The organism is Leucobacter sp. CX87 (genome assembly GCF_018682295.1).
GTDB lineage: Bacteria > Actinomycetota > Actinomycetes > Actinomycetales > Microbacteriaceae > Cx-87.
Genome location: NZ_JAFIRI010000005.1, coordinates 48,749 through 67,118, shown reverse-complemented (window position 1 = coordinate 67,118; position 18,370 = coordinate 48,749). Strand labels below are relative to the sequence as shown.

Annotated in this window: 17 protein-coding genes; 13 read left to right on the top strand and 4 right to left on the bottom strand. The window is 60.5% G+C overall.

From position 1 onward, the window contains the following. Positions 1 to 2: 2 nt before the first annotated feature. Positions 3 to 698, bottom strand: coding sequence for a pyroglutamyl-peptidase I (locus tag KOE53_RS07510; protein WP_188057998.1), 696 nt, complete (start codon positions 696 to 698; stop codon positions 3 to 5). Between the two features lie 254 nt (positions 699 to 952). On the opposite strand from KOE53_RS07510, the gene KOE53_RS07505 reads away from it, so the two are divergent. The 6 genes from KOE53_RS07505 to KOE53_RS07480 all read left to right on the top strand — a co-directional run bounded on the left by KOE53_RS07505 (position 953) and on the right by KOE53_RS07480 (position 7,900). Next, positions 953 to 2,593: an ABC transporter substrate-binding protein gene (locus tag KOE53_RS07505; RefSeq protein ID WP_188057997.1), complete on the top strand. Its 1,641-nt coding sequence runs from the start codon at positions 953 to 955 to the stop codon at positions 2,591 to 2,593. A 34-nt stretch (positions 2,594 to 2,627) separates the two neighbouring features. Beyond that, entirely contained in the window at positions 2,628 to 3,584 is a 957-nt protein-coding gene (locus KOE53_RS07500; RefSeq protein WP_188057996.1) for an ABC transporter permease, read from the top strand. Then, a complete protein-coding gene (locus tag KOE53_RS07495; RefSeq protein WP_251364223.1) occupies positions 3,584 to 4,462 on the top strand; it encodes an ABC transporter permease in 879 nt (292 codons plus the stop codon). Before KOE53_RS07500 ends, KOE53_RS07495 begins: the two co-directional genes overlap by 1 nt. Further along, the gene (locus KOE53_RS07490; protein ID WP_188057995.1) at positions 4,459 to 5,313 is read left to right on the top strand and encodes an ABC transporter ATP-binding protein; all 855 of its coding nucleotides are present in this window, start codon (positions 4,459 to 4,461) and stop codon (positions 5,311 to 5,313) included. Before KOE53_RS07495 ends, KOE53_RS07490 begins: the two co-directional genes overlap by 4 nt. After that, complete coding sequence (locus tag KOE53_RS07485) at positions 5,310 to 6,143, top strand: ABC transporter ATP-binding protein (protein WP_188057994.1); 834 nt, start codon at positions 5,310 to 5,312, stop codon at positions 6,141 to 6,143. Before KOE53_RS07490 ends, KOE53_RS07485 begins: the two co-directional genes overlap by 4 nt. 95 nt (positions 6,144 to 6,238) lie before the next feature. Then, positions 6,239 to 7,900 (top strand): ABC transporter substrate-binding protein, encoded by a 1,662-nt coding sequence (locus tag KOE53_RS07480; RefSeq protein ID WP_188057993.1) that lies wholly within the window; start codon positions 6,239 to 6,241, stop codon positions 7,898 to 7,900. 305 nt (positions 7,901 to 8,205) lie between these two features. On the opposite strand, the gene KOE53_RS07475 is transcribed toward KOE53_RS07480, so the two are convergent. Together KOE53_RS07475 and KOE53_RS07470 are read right to left on the bottom strand one after the other, a co-directional pair. After that, on the bottom strand, positions 8,206 to 9,012 hold the full coding sequence (locus tag KOE53_RS07475) for a bifunctional allantoicase/(S)-ureidoglycine aminohydrolase (protein WP_188057992.1): 807 nt from the start codon (positions 9,010 to 9,012) through the stop codon (positions 8,206 to 8,208). Beyond that, positions 9,009 to 10,265, bottom strand: coding sequence for a DUF6986 family protein (locus KOE53_RS07470; RefSeq protein ID WP_188057991.1), 1,257 nt, complete (start codon positions 10,263 to 10,265; stop codon positions 9,009 to 9,011). Before KOE53_RS07470 ends, KOE53_RS07475 begins: the two co-directional genes overlap by 4 nt. A gap of 155 nt (positions 10,266 to 10,420) precedes the next feature. Here KOE53_RS07470 and KOE53_RS07465 point away from each other — a divergent pair, with 155 nt between their 5' ends. The 7 genes from KOE53_RS07465 to KOE53_RS07435 are packed head-to-tail and all read left to right on the top strand — an operon-like array spanning position 10,421 to position 17,273. Beyond that, a complete protein-coding gene (locus KOE53_RS07465) occupies positions 10,421 to 11,290 on the top strand; it encodes an ABC transporter permease (RefSeq protein ID WP_188057990.1) in 870 nt (289 codons plus the stop codon). 40 nt (positions 11,291 to 11,330) lie between these two features. Continuing rightward, positions 11,331 to 12,143 (top strand): ABC transporter permease, encoded by an 813-nt coding sequence (locus tag KOE53_RS07460; protein WP_188057989.1) that lies wholly within the window; start codon positions 11,331 to 11,333, stop codon positions 12,141 to 12,143. Positions 12,144 to 12,154: 11 nt separating this feature from the next. Beyond that, positions 12,155 to 13,264, top strand: a complete 1,110-nt coding sequence (locus KOE53_RS07455; protein ID WP_188057988.1) for a polyamine ABC transporter substrate-binding protein — start codon at positions 12,155 to 12,157, stop codon at positions 13,262 to 13,264. 2 nt (positions 13,265 to 13,266) lie between these two features. Then, positions 13,267 to 14,514, top strand: a complete 1,248-nt coding sequence (locus KOE53_RS07450) for a M24 family metallopeptidase (protein WP_188057987.1) — start codon at positions 13,267 to 13,269, stop codon at positions 14,512 to 14,514. A 5-nt stretch (positions 14,515 to 14,519) separates the two neighbouring features. Beyond that, positions 14,520 to 16,007, top strand: a complete 1,488-nt coding sequence (locus KOE53_RS07445; RefSeq protein ID WP_188057986.1) for an amidohydrolase — start codon at positions 14,520 to 14,522, stop codon at positions 16,005 to 16,007. Beyond that, positions 15,925 to 16,149: an amidohydrolase family protein gene (locus KOE53_RS13840; protein ID WP_188057985.1), complete on the top strand. Its 225-nt coding sequence runs from the start codon at positions 15,925 to 15,927 to the stop codon at positions 16,147 to 16,149. The genes KOE53_RS07445 and KOE53_RS13840 overlap by 83 nt, the downstream gene beginning before the upstream one ends. A 5-nt stretch (positions 16,150 to 16,154) precedes the next feature. After that, positions 16,155 to 17,273 carry an ABC transporter ATP-binding protein gene (locus KOE53_RS07435; RefSeq protein ID WP_215401685.1) on the top strand — a complete coding sequence of 373 codons (1,119 nt, stop codon included), beginning with the start codon at positions 16,155 to 16,157 and terminating at the stop codon, positions 17,271 to 17,273. Here KOE53_RS07435 and KOE53_RS07430 read toward each other — a convergent pair. Continuing rightward, the gene (locus KOE53_RS07430; RefSeq protein WP_188057983.1) at positions 17,270 to 18,070 is read right to left on the bottom strand and encodes an IclR family transcriptional regulator; all 801 of its coding nucleotides are present in this window, start codon (positions 18,068 to 18,070) and stop codon (positions 17,270 to 17,272) included. The two genes, KOE53_RS07435 and KOE53_RS07430, sit on opposite strands and share 4 nt — an antisense overlap. Positions 18,071 to 18,370 lie beyond the last annotated feature (300 nt).

Below are 18,370 nucleotides of genomic sequence, written 5' to 3'. Positions count from 1 at the left end.
GATCACCACTCCCACTCGCCTACGGGAGCCACGAGGTCGCGGTCCCCGTAGGTCCCGATCGCCTCAATCGCGACCCGAATCGCTCGGGTCTGCAGGTCGACGGACATGCTCGGGCCGTTACTCGCGAGCGCGGCGACGTGCTCGGGCGGATCCGGCAAATGGACGAAGCCAGCGAGCGTTGGCAGGCCACGCTGAGCGATCAGGTGCAGCGCGGTATACATCACCGAGTTGCACCCGTGGGTCGACGCGCTGTTCGAGACGAGCGCCGGAATTCCGGCGGCCCGCACCGCGTGCACGATGCCCTTAATCGGCAGGGTGGCCAGGTACGCCGCTGGTCCATCGTCAAACACCGGCTCCCCTGCGGGGCGACGCCCGTCATTTTCGGCGAACTGGAAGTCCTGCACGTTCGCCGCGAGCCGCTCGACCGTGACCGTCGTGCGGCCAGAAAACACGCCGAGCGAGAGCACCGCAACGGGTGGGTGATCAGCGGAGATGAGCCCGTCGAGCGCTTCGACGGGGTGTGCAGCCCAGTCGAGGGACACCCCCCGCACCCGCATGCCGGCGATCTCTTCACCATCAAGACTGAGCGCTATCGCGCTGGTCGGATTGTCGACGTAGGCGAGGTCCTTGCGATGCGCGGTGTCGCCGAATCCCCCGTTCCCCGTGACGAGGATCCAGGGGCTTGCGTCAACGGTCATGTGGCACTCCTCAAAACTTGGTGGGGTCTCCGCAAAGCGGTACAGCGGACAACGGTTCGCGATTCAAGCTAGCGCACAGTTTCCAAAAAAGGAACGTTACTTTTTAAAAAAGAACGTTACATTTTTCTTGACAAGTGGATCGAGACCCGCTTCACTCATCCTCAGAGCCCAGCCCGATATCGCGGGCCGGCACTCACCCAACGCCTGGTACACACCCGCTCCCTGAGCCCCACATAGCCGTGAGGAAACCGACAATGACGACCCCAGTGATCAAGAGAAGCGCCGTCGCGCTTGTCGCAATCGGAACCGCCTTTTCCCTCGCCGCATGCGGCGGCTCGGGTGCAGGCAGCGCAGACGCACAGCCGAAGTCAGCAACGCTCGTGACGGAAACCCCGGCCCCCGCGGGCGACATTGACTCGTTCACGTGGGCGGTGCCCTCTGAGCCCGCGAGCATGGACTGGATCTACAACGCCGACAGCTCCACCGGGCAGATCATGGCCAACGTGTGCGAGGGCCTCTTCCGCCTCGACGTGAACATGACCCCGGAACCAGCGTTGGCCGAGAGCGTCGCGACGCCGAACCCCACCACGCGTGTCTACACGCTGCGCGAGGGCGTCACATTTCACGACGGCACGCCGCTGACCGCGGCAGATGTGGTGTTCAGCCTTAACCGGCATCTCGATCCAGATGCCGGCTCCTACTGGTCAGGCCCGTTCTCGAAGGTCACGGAGATCGTCGCTACCGGTGACCTCGAAGTCACTATTCGCCTGAGCGAACCCGATGCCCTCCTCGATGCCTATCTCAGCTCACCCGCGGGCATCGTCGAAAGCCAGGCCACCGTCGAGTCGCTCGGCGAGAGCTACGGCACCCCACAGGGCGGAATCAACTGCGTCGGCCCCTTCTCCCTCGAGTCGTGGGACGCCGGCCAGTCGATGACGCTCAAGCGCGACCCGAACTACTTCAACGACGCACTACGTGCCCACGCCGAAACCGTTGAGTTTCAGTTCGTACGTGATCCTGCGGCCCTCACGAACGGCCTACTGGCAGGGTCGATCGAAGGCTCTTGGGAACTGCCCCCGGCTGCCATTACTCGCTTGACGCAGGGCGGCACGGGCTCGGTCTACCAGGGTCCCAGCACTCAGGGCTACAACGCGATCGTCATGAACGCCGACGGCCCGCTCGGCGACCCGATCGTTCGCCAGGCCCTCTCTCGCGCGATTGATCGCGACGCGATCATCTCCGCTGCGGTGGCGGGTGCCGCCGACGAACAATGCGCCCCGGCGGTTCCCGGCACTTGGGGGTACGAGCAAGAGGCATTTGCCGCCGCGTGGGACGACATCGAGCTCGGGAGCACCGATCTCGAGGCAGCGAAGCAGCTGCTCAGCTCGACTACCGCACCCACCGACACCATCGTGATCGCGTCGACCACCGCGGAGGCCCAGACTCCGACCATCGCTGCCGAAATCCAGTCGGCCGCCCAGAAGCTGGGGCTCACTGCGGAGATTCGCTCAATCCCTGCTGACCAGTACTACTCGGTGTACACCTCGAAGGAAGCGCGCGAGGGCATTGATCTCTACCTGACCTCGTGGGGCACCGACTTCGCCGACCCCACCCAGATCTATCAGTACTTCACCGCGGGAAACATCTACAACTTCACCGACTACGCCAATCCCGCTCTCGACGAACTACTCGCGTCGGCGGCAGCAACGGACGACCCCGCTGAGCGAGCGCAGTCAGTCATTGCCGCGCAACAAATCGTCGTAGACGAGGCCCTGTGGATCCCGATCTACGCGCCACGCAATACGCTCTTCCTGAACCAGCGAATTACTGGCACCCCCGCCTCTTACATGCAGCTGCACCGCCCCTGGGCAGCCGCTATCGGCGCGGCGTCCTGAGCGCCCCTGACGCCGAATTAGTGAGCCTATTCCCATGAAGCCATTCGCATTCACCGTCCTCAGCCGGATCGGTTCCCTGCTCCTCGTCCTCTTCGTGACGTCGTTCATCGTCTTCGCCGGCATGCACCTCGCCCCTGGATCGACCGAGAGCTTCCTGGCGCGCGGAAACAACGTGACGGCCGAGACCCTCGCCGCGTTGCGCGCCCAGTATCACCTCGATGATCCCTTCCTCGTGCAGTATTTCCGTTGGGTCGGCGGGGTGACACAGGGTGACTTCGGCCAGAGCCTGCAATTCCGTCAGCCCGTTGCTGACCTGCTGGCAAGCCGGCTTCCCACCACACTTTGGCTCGTCGCCTATTCGGCGATCCTGATCCTCGGTGGGGGCGTGCTGCTCGGTGTACTCGCAGCGGTCAAGCGCGGTGGAATCGACGCCACCGCGGTCATCATGAGCACCGTCAGTATGGCTGCCCCGTCGTTCGTTGTTGCGATGGCGCTCACCTCGCTCTTCGCCGTCACGCTCGGCATCTTTCCGGCCTTCGGGCCGGGCGGTGACGGGGTGCTCGATCGGATCTGGCACCTGACGCTCCCGGCCATTGCACTCGCGCTCTCCTCGACCGCGCTCGTGATGCGCACGACGCGAACCTCGATGATCGCCACCTTGAACAAGGAGTACGTCGAGACTGCTCGCGTTCGCGGGTTTGGGCCACAGCGGGTGATCTGGCGCCACGCCTTCCGCGGTGCGATCGTGCCGGTGGTCACGCTCACCGGCCTGGTGATCTCCGGACTCCTCGTCACGACGACCATTGTCGAGACCATCTTTGGCCTCAACGGGATCGGTTCGCTGCTCGTGCAGGCGGTCAACGTAAAGGACATGCCGGTCGTGCAGGCCATCGTGCTGGTGATCGTCACGGTGTTCGTCCTGTCGAACCTGATCGTCGATCTCCTGTATCCAAAACTTGAGCCGCGCGCGCGTATGAGAGCGGGATCGTAATGACCATCCAGACCACCCACACCCGCACGACCAACCTCCTCACCCGGCGCACGTGGTTGAGCATGAAGAGCCGAAGCTCCTGGATCACCCTCTCAGCGGGAATCACCCTCGGGTTGCTCGTGTTGATGGCGATCTTCGCCCCGCTCATCGCGCCGCACGACCCCAACGAAGTGTCACTCATCAATGCGCTGCTCCCGCCGTCGGGCGAGTTCCCGTTGGGCACGGACGACGCTGGGCGCGACGTCCTCTCACGCACGATCTACGCGGCCAGGATCTCGCTGCTCGGCCCACTTGCCGTCGTGATCGGTTCGACCCTGCTCGGCGTCACCATCGGCATCGTCTCCGCGTGGCGCGGAGGCGTCGTGGACGGCCTGCTCTCGCGGGTCGTTGAGATCCTGTTCGCGTTCCCTGCAGTGCTCCTGGCCATCCTCGTCGTGGCGATCGCGGGCCCTGGGCTGAACTCGATCGTGATTGCGTTGGCGATCGCCTACATCCCGTATATGGCTCGAGTGACCCGCAGCGTGGCACTCACGGAGCGGGGTACGGCGTATATCCAGGCTCTCGAGACGCAGGGCATGCGTGCGTGGCAAATTGTGATTCGGCATCTCCTCCCGAACATCATGCCGTTTGTGATCGCCCAGGCCACCCTGCTGTTCGGCTACGCGATGATCGACCTCGCTGCGTTGTCGTTCCTGGGCTTCGGCGTGCAGCCGCCTCAGGCCGACTGGGGCGCAATGGCGGCCGCTGGGCAATCGGCTCTCATCCAGGGCCTGCCGCTTCCCGCACTTGCTCCGAGCGCGCTGATCGTCGTCGCCGTCGTGAGTTTCAGTCTGATCGGCGAGGGTATCGCCGAACGAATCGTAAAGAGCGAAAAATGACGAAAGCCTCCGATATGCACACACCGCTGCTCGATATCCGAAACCTGACGATGACGGTCCACCCGGACGGCGAGGCTCGCACGATCTTGCGCGACGTCTCACTCACCTGCGGGAAGGGCGAGTTCATCGCGCTCGTCGGAGAGTCCGGTTCGGGCAAGTCCATGACACTGCGCACGATTGTCGGTCTCACACCGGCCCGGTCAACCCTCTTCGGCGAAGTGCTGTTCGACGGGATGGACGTGCTCAGCGCGCCGCAGCCCGAGCTCCTGAACTTGCGCCGCACGCGCGTCTCGATGATCTTTCAGGATCCCCGCGCACACATCAACCCGTACCAGCGCATCGGGGCCTTCCTCACGGAGGGCCTGCGCACCTACCAAATGATGAGCGCCTCCGAAGCGAACCGCATCGCCGTCAGACTCCTCGGCGAGGTGGGGCTTCCGCGCCCCGAGTCGCAGATGCGCAAGCATCCTCACGAACTCTCGGGGGGCATGCTGCAGCGGGTGATGATCGCCTCCGCGCTCGCGAACGACCCCGAGCTGCTGCTCGCTGACGAACCCACCACCGCCCTCGACGTGACGACGCAGGCGGAGATCATCGCGATCCTGCAAGACCTGCGGGCCTCGCGGGGCCTGGCCATCGTGCTCGTCACCCACGACCTCGATCTCGCAGCCGGATCCTGCGACCGAATTTCGGTCATGCGTACCGGTGAGATCGTGGAACAGGCCGACTCTCGTTCCCTGTGGACGAACCCGACGCACCCGTACACGCAAGACCTGCTCGCGTCGATGCCGGCCCGCCTGCCCCGTCCCGGAACCTCGCCTGCACACTCCGAGCCAAGGAACGCCTCATGAGCCTGCACACCGACCACGCGCCCCTACTCGAAGTTCGCAACATCAACAAGCGGTTCCTACATGGATCCGTTGTCGCAGCGAACGATATTTCATTCACCCTGCAGCGGGGTGGCTCACTCGGGATCGTCGGCGAGTCAGGATCCGGCAAGACGACGATCGCGCGCATTGTCGCAGGCCTCGAACACGCCGATTCGGGCGAGGTGTTCCTCAGCGGTCAACTCGCCGAGGAGGGACGAAGCCATCAGAAACGTCTCGCCCGCGCGAAGGTCATGCAGATGGTGTTCCAAGATCCTTACCAAAGCTTGGACCCCCGCCAGACGCCCCGGGAGGCGCTCACCGAGATCGTCGCGCTGCACACCCCTCGTCGCGGTTCGGCCCTCCAACAACGCGTGACCGAGTTGCTCGACCAGGTCAGCATCGATGCCCGCGCCGCGTCTCGGCGTCCGCGAGACCTTTCGGGTGGCCAGCGGCAGCGTGTGGCGATCGCTCGAGCCCTTGCGGCCGAGCCGCAGCTGCTCATCCTCGACGAGGCCGTCGCCGCGCTCGACGTCTCCATTCAGGCCCAGGTACTGCGGCTGCTCGACGAGATTCGGCGCGAGCTCGACGTTGCGTTGCTCTTCGTGAGCCACGATCTCGAGGTCGTGCGGTGGATCACGGAGGAGGTGCTCGTAATGTTCCATGGGAACAATCTCGAGCACGGACCCACGACCCAGGTCCTGAACAATCCGCAGCATGCCTACACCCGCTTGCTCCTCGCGAGCGTCCCGTCGCTGGACTGGGACCCGCGAAAAGCCGCCGACGCTCGGCGGGCCTTCATCGAGGCGCACTAGTCCATTCCGACTGCCGCATCACTGCAACACGTTTCTCGCTCTGTTTACCCGTACATCCCTACTTACCCGTACATCCCTACACAAAGGAGTCCAGGATGCACTTTCACCCACCTGTCACTCGCACGACGGGCCGCCTGCTGTTGGCCGGCTCCGCGGCGCTCGCTCTCGTCCTTACCGGCTGCGCGGGCGGCGGCGGTGCCTCCGCTGGCAGCAGCGCAGCGGCGCCCACCATCACCTCGGCGCTCCCCGCGGCGACCGGCCAAGCTGACAAGGTCGTCTGGGGACTCACCAACGAGCCGTCCTCTCTCGACCCGATCAAGCCGAGCGATTTCCCGCCCCAGCAGGTCGTCACGAACGTGTGCGAGAGCCTCCTCAAGCTCACCCCCGATATGACCATCGAGCCCAACCTCGCGCTCTCGTGGGAAAACCCGGCACCTACCCAATGGGTCTACCAGCTTCGCCCCGGAGTGACCTTTCACGGTGGCGGAGAGATGACAGCTGAGGATGTTGCCTACAGCTTGAACCGCGCGGCGAACTACGATCTCGGCTCGATGGTCGCTGGCGCGTACGACGTCGTTGAAACGATCGAGCCGACCGGACCGCTCGAGATCACCGTGACGTTGAAGACCCCCGACGTCACCTTCCACCAGGAGATGGCGACCAACACCGGTCGCATCGTCAGCAAAGCGACGACCGAGGCGCAGGGCGACCAGGTGGGAACGCCGAACGCGCTCCCCGACTGCACGGGGCCGTTTGAACTCTCAAAGTGGAACCCTGGCGAGAATATCGAGTTGAACAAGTTCGACGGGTACTGGGATAACGCAGGTGCTGCCCAGACTGATCAGCTCGAGTTTGTGTTCGTGCGAGACGCGGCAGCGCGCGTGAACGGCATGTTGAGCGGCGAAATCCAAGGCATGTGGCAGGTACCCTCAGCCGGGTTCACCAAGCTGGCACAGTCACCCGCAGGCAACGTCTTCTTCGGTGAGACCTCAGGTGGATTCATCGGCATGGTGACCAACCTCGACGGCGGCCTCAAAGACACGCGTGTTCGCCAGGCACTCGCCATGGCGGTCGATCGCGAGGGCATCGTCAAGGCCGCGGCCGGCGGCGCCGCAGCGCCGCTGTACACGGTCGCTTCCTCGGGGAGCTGGGGCTACGCCAAAGACCAGTTCGCAGCTGCCGCAACAGAGATCGAGGACATGCCTCGATCGCTCGAGGCCGCAAAACAGCTTGTCGCGGACGCCGGCCCCCAGCCGACGATCACCATCGCGGCGACGTCTGCTCAGCCCGAGATCCCGATCGTCGCGGCCGAGATTCAGCGGGCCGGCAAGGAGATTGGTCTGGACATTGAGATCAAGACGATCCCCGAGGACTCCTACAACGCGCTCTATGCGGACGCCGCAGCGCGCGAGGGCATCGACATGATCTTCTCGGTGTGGCAGACCTACTACCCGGACCCGGTGTCGGTCTACACCTACCTGCAGAGCGACAATTTCTATAACTTTGCTGGGTGGAAGAACGACGAGTTCGACGCGCTGATCAGCGAGGCTCGCCAGACGGCCGACAACGACGCGCGCGCGGAACTGCTGATCCAGGCGCAGTCCATCGCGAACGAGGACCCGACTTGGATCCCGTTCTTCCAGCCGTTCAACTCGGTCTTCCTCGGAACGGGTCTGACCGGGGTGCCGACCGCGGCGATCCAGCACAATGTGCCGTGGGCAGCAACACTCGGAGCGGGCGAGGCCGTCGCACCCTAGCCTGGCGACCAGATACCCTGCGGGGTCTGACAATGATGGAGCCCCATCGGCAGCTGCCGGCGGGGCTCCATCATTGTCAGCAGACTTCGGGCATGTCAGGTGGGCGATGCATCCAGAACGGGGCAGAGTGGTTTTCATCTCCCCCGGGAACGCACGAGGGCGTCGCCCGGAGTTCAGCACGCTTCCGCACTGATTCCAGCCACGTCTGACTGGTGTTTGATCCATACTGCGTTTGCGGCAGGGCAGAAGATCAGTCAGCGTGGTTTCGGACGCATGCGGTTTCTCCCTCGCGGGAGAAGAGCCTGCTAGGTCAACTGAATCTGCCGGTTTACGTCCTTATACAACAGATAGCGGAACGGCTCTGGTCCTCCGGCGTAGCAAGCCTGGGGGCAGAACGCGCGGAGCCAGATGAAGTCGCCGGCCTCAACTTCCACCCAGTCGTCGTTCAAGCGGTACACGGCCTTGCCCTGCAGCACATAGAGTCCGTGCTCCATCACATGGGTTTCAGCGAATGGAATCGATCCTCCCGGCTGAAAAGTGACGATGTTCACGTTCATATCGTGACGAAGATCATCAGGCGAGACAAACCGGCTCGTCGCCCAGGCTCCATTTGTGCCGGGCATAGGCACTCTCTCAACATCATCATCGTGCGTCACGAAGGACTCAGGGGAATCCCCAAGTGGCGAGTACGCCTTCCGAATCCAGTGGAAGACGACCACGCCGTCACCGTTATTGGCGAAAGACCACTCACTCCCAGCAGCGCAATACGCATAGGAACCTGCGCGAAGTTCGTGCCGCTGCCCTTCAAGGTCAAGCGTCATCTCTCCGCTCACCACAAAGAGGACGCCCTGCACGCCCGGCTCTGTCTCCGGCCGTGCAGCTCCGCCTCCCGGCTGAACTTCGACAATCAGCTGAGAAAACGTGGTGGAGAATCCCGCAATCGGTCGCGCAAGAATCCAGGCTCGGGTCTGTTCAAATCCGGGCAGATTGCTCGTGACAATGTCTTGCAACACCCCTTTCGGGATCACGGTGTAGGCATCCTTTACAACCGCGCGGCCGGTCAGAAGCTCGTGCTGGCCGGGATGTCCCCCAGCGGGCAAGAAGTAGGTCATTCAGTGCCTTCAATCGTCTGTTGGAATGCGGGAGCGGCAAGCGCAAGAAGTTGAGACCAATCGGCTTCAAGTTGAGAGGTGATTTCCTCCGCGTCGACTGCACCGAGCTGCACTCCCGCGAGCAAGAACGCAGCTAGAGCTCGGGCCGAAGCGGGCTCGTCGAGCACCGCCAATGATTGCACCGCAAGGTAGTCATTGATTCGCGCAATTGCTTCTTGAAGTCCCGAACGGTAGTAGTCGTAGACGGCAAAGTATCTGCTCGGAAGCTGTAACGGATGAATATCCCACCCCTGAGTAATTCCGCGCCGAAGCGATCTCTGTACGAGCGAGGCGTGCTCTGTCCAGGCACCAAAATTATCCGCTGGAACAGGGATTCGATTTGAAGATCCATCACTCAACCTGACGTCCGTTTCAGAGACGGCAAGCTGCATAACTAACTTGGCAAAATCCGCAGACGGGTGGTCCAGCCGCTGATGAAATGGGTCAATCTTCAGCGCGGCGCCATAGTCGTAGGTCCCGAAGTGCAACCCTGAGATGCGACCGCTTCTCACTGACTGACTGGAATTGAAAGCTCCCTCGGTGAGCAGCTGCGAGATTATCCGAGGAGCCTCAACTTGAATTTCAACGAGTAGCGCCCGCGCTGGAAGCCCCAGGTCGCCCTCGAGTACCTCGACGAACTCGCAGAACGCATCCGCCTGATTCATCGAAGTGACTTTGGGCAGCGTGATCAATACGGGCCCACGCGGTACGACCTCACTCGTCAGGCTACGGAGGAACAACGTGAGTGTCCGGATACCCCGCGCGCGCGTATCCGGTTCCATTGATTTGATCCGCAGACCAACCTGATGCTGATAGTCCTCCAGTTTCGCCGCTTCAGCCCCGGCTTGCTGCGCGTGGAGGTCTTCTGTTTCGTCGAGACGTGTCCCGTATCCGTCTTCGAAGTCGACTCGCAGATCTTCGATTCCCCCCGCCAGCATCTTGGCTTCCACGCGCGCAGCGACACCTGCGCGTGCGCGTTCACATGATCCCAACGCCTCGCCCAGTCGTTCATAGCCGCCGGCTCTTTGCACTGCAGCGTGAGCAGTTGCAGCCCATTCGTGTGAGATTCGCGAGTGAAACTGATCAGCCGGCACGTACGCGACGTGCGGCGAAATACGTGGCAGGCGCTCTGCGCGACGCTCAGCTCCCACGCGTGCGTCATCGAGCGCTAAGCGACCAGCCAACCGCTGCTCGGCTCGAGCAATCTCGTTCATCCAGACACCTCCGTCAAATGGAAAAGTACTTCCAATATTACGAAAGGCTATCGACACAAAGCGGGAACTTCAACCACTTCCGCACAGTTTGTTTGTGGACATGAAATTATGTTTCCGTTATTGTGGCACTCAGCGCATGAGTCAAGGAGGCCTGAATGCGACAACATTGGAAGACGTCATTCGTCATCGGGAGCGCATGGGTAGCGCTCTTCTACCTGCTCCCACTGATCCTGATTACCTCGGCGTCTTTTGCGACACCCGACGTAATTGGTCGTCCAACTTACGGCTGGACCTTGTCGAACTACCAGTTCGTGTTTCAAGACGCATATCTTCCGGTGATCTACCGAACGTTTGCGTATGCTGCTGCCGCAACCGTGATCGCGCTCCTCGTCGGCTATCCGACCGCCTATGCAATCTCTCGTTTCGGGGGTCGGCTCAAGATCGCGCTCCTCCTGTTGATCTTGGTGCCTTGGCTCGCCGACTATCTCGTCAGGATCTACGCCTGGGTACAGATCCTTGGCCACGAAGGTCCCGCGCTATGGATTCTCAGAACGCTCGGCCTGGCCGACGAATCCTCCTCCCTCCTCGGAACTCCCGGTGCGCTCCTTCTCGGACTTGTATACAGCTTCCTTCCGTTCATGATTTTGACCGTGTTTCTCTCTGTTGAACGTCTCGATACTTCGTTGCTCGAGGCAGCAGACGACCTGTACGCAACTCCACTCCAGAAGTTTCTTCGCATCACGGTCCCGCAAACTGCCGGCGGCATTGTCTCCGGCTGTCAGTTGGTCTTCTTGTTGTCACTTGGCGACTTCGCCGTAGCTCAATTCCTGGGCGGCTCCCAATACATGATCGGCAATCTCATCAGGGATCAGTTGGCGACAGCGGGTTCCCTACCGTTCGGCGCGGCCCTCACTGTCACGCTCCTCCTCGGGCTGTTGGGAGTCGGCGCGCTTGCTCTGGTCACACGGGCGACCTCCGGCCGATTACGACGCAGTCAGTCCAAGAAGGAGTTGAGCCATGTTTGATCCTGGAGCACTGCAAACTGGGGTGCGTTCGGAACGAAAGATGCCAGTTTGGCTGGGTGTCATCCTCGCGACCACTCTCGCGTTCCTCACCGTTCCGCTTGTCGTCATCTTTGTATTTTCGTTCAATAGCTCCACCTCACTTTCCCGGATGGAGGGCGTGAGTTTCCGGTGGTATGAGACGGCGTTTACTAACCCGGATGTACTGGGATCCCTCGGGATGAGCTTCGGGATCGCTCTCGGAGCGATGCTCATCTCCGTAGTGCTTGGAACTGGGCTCGCTTGGGCCTTTGTGCGTGGCAACCGCAAGTTCACGAAGCCAGTAGAGGGAATCACGCTGACCACACTGATCACTCCCGAGCTTGCCACCGCAATCGGCTTGTTGACCCTATTCACGGTCGCAAACTTCGAACTCTCTTGGCTGACAGTGCTTATCGGACACTCCATGTTCACCCTGGTGTACGTGACCGTAATTATCGGAAATCGAGTTCGCTCGATGGACCGCTCTCTCGAAGAAGCCGCGTACGACCTCGGCGCAAGTGGGTTCGCTTGTTTCCGCTACGTTGTCTTACCCACACTCGCACCCGCCGTTATGAGCGCTGCCGCTCTCGCCTTTGTACTTTCGTTTGGCGACTTTGTGACCTCGGTGTTCCTGACCGGTACAGATCTCTCGCCGCTTCCCGTGCGGATCTACGGAATGCTGCGGTTCGGGCTGACACCCGAGATCAACGCCATCGGCGCGATGCTCACGATGGTTACCGTCGTCGTCGGTCTCGTCGGCGTGTGGCTCAGCACCCGCACCTCCGCACAGTCCCGCCGCCCTAAGAACTCACGTAAATCCCAGCTCGTTCACTGAAAGGAAGAATGATGACTGCACAATTCACCCGAAGGAATCTGCTCTTTATGGCTGGGGCCGGAACGGCAGCCCTCTGGCTTTCAGGCTGTGCTCCCGCGCAGAATAGCCGGCCACTCGTTGCGCCAAAAGCTGAGATCGATGGCGATCTTGTCTACTACGCACCGACAGGATACGTTCCTGACGAGCTGTTGCAGGCGTTTGAACAGGAGTACGGCGTCAAGGTCAAGCAGAGCTATTTCTCTACCGTCGATGAGCTCATACAGAAGCTCGGGACCGGAATGGCTGCTGACATCACGTTCCTCCCCTCGAACTTCTTCCCTCGCGCGGTGAGCGCTGGCCTCCTCCTCCCGATCGACCACGACAAAATGGAGAACTGGTCGCAGGTAGATTCGACATTCCAGAACCCACCGTTTGACCCGAACGCGACGCACCTGGCCGGACCGTATGCAATGGGCGGGGTAGGCCTCGCATATCGCAAGCGCGCCGTCCCGTCTCTCAATGGAACGTGGGAAGATCTCTGGGATCTCTCCCCCAAGCTCAACTCACGTACGTTCATTTTTGATGACGTCACCGTCTCTATGACCATGGCGCTGGGAAAGCTGGGGCTGCCGACTGACACCGATTCGCCCGAAGACCTTGCCCAGGCGGCTGACGCGCTTATCGAGCTCCGCCAGTCGCTCGGCGGGTTCGGAAGCTCCGCCGGCGAGAAGCTTGACAATGGCGAGGCAGATCTCCTCATGAATTACACGGGGGCCACGCTCACCACAATGCGCGAGTCTTCATTCGCTGACGACATCGGTTTCGAGTTTTGCCGAGAGACCCTTGCGTTCAACGCTGACTGCCTTGCGATTCCAGCAGCAGCAAAGCACCCCGGAACCGCGCTGCTCTTCAGTGACTTCCTGTTGCGCCCCGAAAACATGGAAAAGATCGTGAACTTCGTTGGGTTCCCGATCGCAACCGAAGCCGGCATGAGCGCCTACAACCAGATGGTGAGTGAAAGCCCCTTCCTCGCATACGACGAGTCGATGTATGCGAACCCCGATGTCTGGCTAGCGACGCTCAAGGATCAACAGCTTCAGTTGTGGAACCAGGCGTGGACACGAGTGAAGGCGTCGAAGTAACCATGAACACCATGTCCCCAGACAAGATCGCCTCTATCAAGGCACGAGTTGCTTCCGACTATCGCAATCTCGACTCACGCGAGCCAGACTACGCGTTCTCTTCAGAGGAGTACGCGGGCCGCAGGTCTCGGCTTCGCGCAGAGCTTGCAAGCCACGGCGTAGACACGCTGATCCTGAGTTCGCCCGATGGCATGTGTTGGCTGCACGGCTATGAGTCGCGCTGGCACCGCGCGCATAGTCCAGTTCGTTGGATGCCACTTCAGATGACCGCACTGCGCGTTTCAACCGGTGAAGCAGTGCATTTCGATGTCGCCCACCATCGCCATCTCTTGCGGCTCAGCTCTGTTGTCGAAGAGCTGAGGCTCGGAGATGAAGACGGTAGGCCAATGCTCGATCTCATCGTTCGAGAACTGTCGCAGCGCGGCTGGCTCAAGGGTACGGTCGGCCTCGAGCTCGGAAGCCACGTGCCAAACCGCGCAACCAGCGAGACGATCGAGGCGGCCTTTGCTTCGCAGGGTTCGACCATCGTTGATGCCACGACCATGGTGCGTGCCGCACGAAAAATCAAGTCCGTCGCAGAGATCGAGGCACTGGAAGAGGCTGCAAGAATCTGCGACTTCGGGCTCGAGTTCATGCGTCACGAGATGAGACCCGGAATGACCGAGCGTCAGGCCTGGGGCGCCCTCGTCCGCGGAATGGCGGAGGCAGGCGGCGGACCAGCAGCGTTGCACGAAAGCGTCGTGGTCGGACCTATCGAACTCGGTCACGCGTACTCATCAGATCGTGTCATCAAACGAGGTGATGTTCTCTGCGCAGACCCCTCTGGCGTCTACAAGAACTACCACGCAAACATCGAACGCTGGTACGTCGTTGGAGAGGACCCGAGCGATGCACTTCTTGATCTTGCAGCCGTTGAGGCGAAAGCATTCGAGATTCTCTGCAGTCAGGCGGCTCATGGAACGCGAGTCCAGGATGTCACCGACCGCATTCAAGAGCATCTCACAGAAAACGGGTTGTGGGGGCTACACAACTGGAACGGTGGCTACGAAATGGGCTTGTCCTTCCCACCGGACTGGGTAGGCGAGTGGACATTTACTGTCGGAGAGCAGACAAATGACCTCTTCGAAACGGGAACGGTGACGAACTACGAGAGCATCGTTCTTTACCCGATGATCGACACCGTAGTTTTCGGCGAGTCGGGGGCACGCACTCTGTCCCAGCTCCCGCTCAATGTGCTGCGGGCGGGGTAGCTCTCATGCCAGATGTAGTTCTCTTCGGGTCGATCTGGACTGGCGATCCGGATCGACCGGTCGCGGAAGGAATCGCTATCAAAGATGGCAGGATCCTTGCCATCGGGGATGAGCAGGAACTCCAACGTTGGGTCTCAGCTGCAACGGCGGTAGAGCACGTTCGCGGGAAGATTCTGCCCGCCTTTCAAGACGCTCACACCCATTTGATCGAAGGCGCAATGTTTGATGTGCGCTGTAACCTACACGACCTCAACCACGCAGAGCTCCTCCAATCCGTCAAACAGTACGCCGCCCAGTTACCGGCTGGCGCTTGGGTCAGGGGCGGAGGGTGGACGATGGACGATTTCGCCCGTCAGGGAGTCAATCGAGACGTCCTCGATCAACTCGTCGGAGATCGCCCCGCCTATTTGACCGCCCGCGACGGCCACAGCGCCTGGGTTTCTAGCAAAGCGCTCGCGATTGCGAACATCACCGATGAAACGGAGGATCCGGCGGGCGGAAGAATTGAACGAGACATCGCCGGCAGACCAACGGGGATCCTGCATGAGACAGCGCTTCGACTCATCCAGGCGGTTCTGCCGGAGACAACCCCGGAAGAGTGGACTCGCGCCTTCGAGATTGGCCAGGAATACATGCACTCTCTCGGCATCACTGCTTGGCAAGACGCCCGCATCGAGTCCGATTTGCTTGAGGCATACCTCGACGCAGATCGGACCGGAAGGCTACGCAGCCGGGTCGCGCTCTCTCTCGCATGGGACAGAAACCGTGGCCTGGATCAGATTGAGGACTTGGTGCGCATGCGTGACCGGTTGCCCCAGCCGAGACTAAGTGCTCCCACCATCAAGCTCTTTGTCGACGGGGTGCTTGAGAACCGAACCGCTTCAATGCTCGAGGAGTACTCGGATGTCGCCTCGCATGGCTCTCCCCTGTACAGAGATTCAGAAATACACGCGATCACTCAATCGTGTGAGGCTGCCGGCTTCAGCATGCACTTCCATGCGGTCGGAGATAGTGCGGTGCGAAGCGCCCTCGATGCGTGCGAAAGCTCAGCCCAGACACCCAGTCAATCTGCCACGCGGCACCAGATCTGTCATCTGCAATCTGTCGATCCGTCAGACGCGAAACGTTTTGGCGAGCTCGGCGTGATCGCGAATATTCAACCACTCTGGGCATGCAATGACGCGCAGATGGTTGAGCTTTGCCTCCCAGGCATTGGCGAGACGCGCTACGCAACGCAATACCCTTTCCGCTCTATCCAAGACTCGGGGGGTTTGCTCGCTGGAGGAAGCGACTGGCGCGTTTCGACACCAAACCCCTTCCCGCAAATCGAGGTGGCACTGACACGACGCGCCCCCGGTGACAGCGACGCTGTTCCTCTCGCGCCTGCCGAGTCGTTGGACCTATCGAGCGATGAGAGCCTTTACTTCGGGCGCTGCGTACGCAAACGGCTTGGAGGGTGTCAGCGGATCGCTCAAGTTGGGTCTGAGCGCTGACCTCATCATTGTCAATGATGATCCCTGGCAGACCGAAGCAGGAAGACTCCACACCCTTACGGTCGATCGAACAATGTTCAATGGCGAATGGGTCTATGAATCAACTACTTCACAACATCAAAACCAGAAAGCAGGGGTGTGAGCACTATGGAGTTGAGCACTATAGAGACTGAGATTGGCTCTCCCGGAGGGTCAAGCGTCGAGCTGCGCCAGCTTTCAAAGCGGTACGGCGACAACGCGGTGGTGAATTCCATTGACTTAGTAATTGAACAGGGTGAGTTCTTCGCCCTGTTGGGCTCGTCCGGCTGCGGAAAGACCACAACACTTCGAATGATCGCTGGCCTCGAGACGCCTTCGTCCGGGCAAATCCTGCTCGACGGCAAAGACATCGTAAATGTCCGGGCGGCTAAGCGCGAAGTGAACACAGTTTTTCAGAACTTCGCACTCTTCCCGCATCTCACCGTGTTCGAGAACGTGGCGTTCGGCCTTCGCCGTCGCCAAGCAAAGAACATCGAGGCACGCGTGGCGACGATGCTTAATACCGTGCAGATGACCGAGCGAGCCGATTTCTTGCCCGAGCAGCTTTCAGGCGGCCAGAAGCAACGCATCGCATTGGCCCGAGCGCTCATCAACAGCCCGAAGGCGCTGCTGCTTGATGAGCCGCTCGGCGCCCTCGACATGCGGCTTCGACGCGATCTACAGGTCGAGCTGAAACACATGCAGCAGCGTCTCGGCCTGACGTTCATTCACGTCACGCACGATCAAGAAGAGGCAATGTCAATGGCTGATCGAATTGCTGTCATGAGCGATGGTCGGATCGAACAGATTGGCTCGCCCCGCGAACTCTACGACAACCCAAACTCAGAGTTCGTCGCTACCTTTCTCGGCAGCTCCAACCTCATAGCAGCAGAGCGCGTGTCTGACACTGGCGTTACGCTACTTGGCACCGGGATTGACCTGCCGAAGGACAGAATGCACCACCCCATCGGACAAGGCTCAGTTGGCGTCAGACCAGAAAAAGTGCGTCTGCTGCCCGCGGAGCAAGCAGGACAACCGATGTCTGGAACTGTACAGGTGAGTGGCTATGTGACTTCTACTGTCTTCCAGGGCTCGACGGTGCAGTACCGCATTCAAGCTGACAACGAATTAGATCTGCAGTGCTTCACTCAGAACCTGAGCAGCGATATGTTCCGCCCCGGCGATCCTGTCGCAGCACAATGGGACGCTAGAGATTCATTCTTCGTTGGGTTGAGGCCTGCAGCCTAGCTCGTAGATCGTGCTGTGCTCGCGGCGAGAACCGACTCGCTCTGCCGCGAGCACAGCTGTTGCGTCGCCGCCTGGAGCAATGGCACAGCTTGCGCAATCTTCGACTCTGTCATCCGACTCAACGGTCCGGAAAGCGCAATTGCAAGGTGGGTATCAAACTCTGACTTTGCAGCCGCGGCTACAGAAACAAGGCCTGCTTCGCTTTCTTGTCGATCAAGCGCGTAGCCTCGCTTCTTCGACAGGCGAACGTCTGCAAGCAACACAGCCATATCCGTAATGGTGTGCTCCGTAGAAGAGATAAAGTCAAGATTCTTTAAGGACGCTTCTACTTCGCTATCTGGGAGTAGACCGAGTAGCGCTTTTCCTACACTTGTCGAGTACAGCTCGACGCGTTTTCCGAGTTCCACTGTGTGCCGGATCGAAAGAGGCGAAACCGCCTGCGCAATAAACTCGGCCTTATCATTCGAAAGGATTGCGAGACTTACTGATTCTCCTAAAGTCTGCACGAGAGGATTCAGCACGCTTTCAATATTCAGGCCCACAAAGTTGTTTGCGGCTCGCCCGAGGGGCACCATACGAAACCCCAGCGCGTAGTGCCTGTCGGGAAGTTGACGCACGTAGCCCCGAGAGACCAGCCCGCGGAGCAGGCGGTGTGTACTGGGCAAAGGAATCCCCGTACGTTGAGCAATATCGCCGATTGCGAGGCGACCGCCTGCGCTCGCCAAGACTTCGAGGAGGTCAAGCACACGATCAACGGATTTCACCGCTGCGCTGGGATTTTCGTGTGTAACTTTCATTCTTACTAGTCTAAGTCGTTGCGCGAGTTCTTGAAAGTGTTCGGAGAGATTCATCTAACGTGCGTTCAAAACACGGCCTCAATTCCTCGGTGAGATATTCACGAGACACTACTGGCACGTCTGAGAAGATCGTTGTGGTTTCGGTTTGAATGTCGTGCAACCAATTTCCGGTAACCACGTCCAGTTCAAGGAGTGCTTGCCAATCTCCGCGACAGGGGCACGGAGCTTCGACGTCCGCGCCCGAAAGGCATGTCCAGTCTTGAAACGGGGAGCCACAAACATAGGGGCGCGCCGAGCCGC

What these genes read in the sequence shown, in the direction of transcription:
- KOE53_RS07480 (WP_188057993.1), top strand. Translation starts at nt 6,239, where the DNA reads ATGCACTTTCACCCACCTGTCACTCGCACGACGGGCCGCCTGCTGTTG.
- KOE53_RS07445 (WP_188057986.1), top strand. Translation starts at nt 14,520, where the DNA reads ATGCCAGATGTAGTTCTCTTCGGGTCGATCTGGACTGGCGATCCGGAT.
- KOE53_RS07435 (WP_215401685.1), top strand. Translation starts at nt 16,155, where the DNA reads ATGGAGTTGAGCACTATAGAGACTGAGATTGGCTCTCCCGGAGGGTCA.
- KOE53_RS07485 (WP_188057994.1), top strand. Translation starts at nt 5,310, where the DNA reads ATGAGCCTGCACACCGACCACGCGCCCCTACTCGAAGTTCGCAACATC.
- KOE53_RS07510 (WP_188057998.1), bottom strand. Translation starts at nt 698, where the DNA reads ATGACCGTTGACGCAAGCCCCTGGATCCTCGTCACGGGGAACGGGGGA.
- KOE53_RS07430 (WP_188057983.1), bottom strand. Translation starts at nt 18,070, where the DNA reads ATGAAAGTTACACACGAAAATCCCAGCGCAGCGGTGAAATCCGTTGAT.
- KOE53_RS07500 (WP_188057996.1), top strand. Translation starts at nt 2,628, where the DNA reads ATGAAGCCATTCGCATTCACCGTCCTCAGCCGGATCGGTTCCCTGCTC.
- KOE53_RS07455 (WP_188057988.1), top strand. Translation starts at nt 12,155, where the DNA reads ATGACTGCACAATTCACCCGAAGGAATCTGCTCTTTATGGCTGGGGCC.
- KOE53_RS07490 (WP_188057995.1), top strand. Translation starts at nt 4,459, where the DNA reads ATGACGAAAGCCTCCGATATGCACACACCGCTGCTCGATATCCGAAAC.
- KOE53_RS07505 (WP_188057997.1), top strand. Translation starts at nt 953, where the DNA reads ATGACGACCCCAGTGATCAAGAGAAGCGCCGTCGCGCTTGTCGCAATC.
- KOE53_RS07450 (WP_188057987.1), top strand. Translation starts at nt 13,267, where the DNA reads ATGAACACCATGTCCCCAGACAAGATCGCCTCTATCAAGGCACGAGTT.
- KOE53_RS07495 (WP_251364223.1), top strand. Translation starts at nt 3,584, where the DNA reads ATGACCATCCAGACCACCCACACCCGCACGACCAACCTCCTCACCCGG.
- KOE53_RS07465 (WP_188057990.1), top strand. Translation starts at nt 10,421, where the DNA reads ATGCGACAACATTGGAAGACGTCATTCGTCATCGGGAGCGCATGGGTA.
- KOE53_RS07470 (WP_188057991.1), bottom strand. Translation starts at nt 10,265, where the DNA reads ATGAACGAGATTGCTCGAGCCGAGCAGCGGTTGGCTGGTCGCTTAGCG.
- KOE53_RS07460 (WP_188057989.1), top strand. Translation starts at nt 11,331, where the DNA reads ATGCCAGTTTGGCTGGGTGTCATCCTCGCGACCACTCTCGCGTTCCTC.
- KOE53_RS07475 (WP_188057992.1), bottom strand. Translation starts at nt 9,012, where the DNA reads ATGACCTACTTCTTGCCCGCTGGGGGACATCCCGGCCAGCACGAGCTT.
- KOE53_RS13840 (WP_188057985.1), top strand. Translation starts at nt 15,925, where the DNA reads ATGAGAGCCTTTACTTCGGGCGCTGCGTACGCAAACGGCTTGGAGGGT.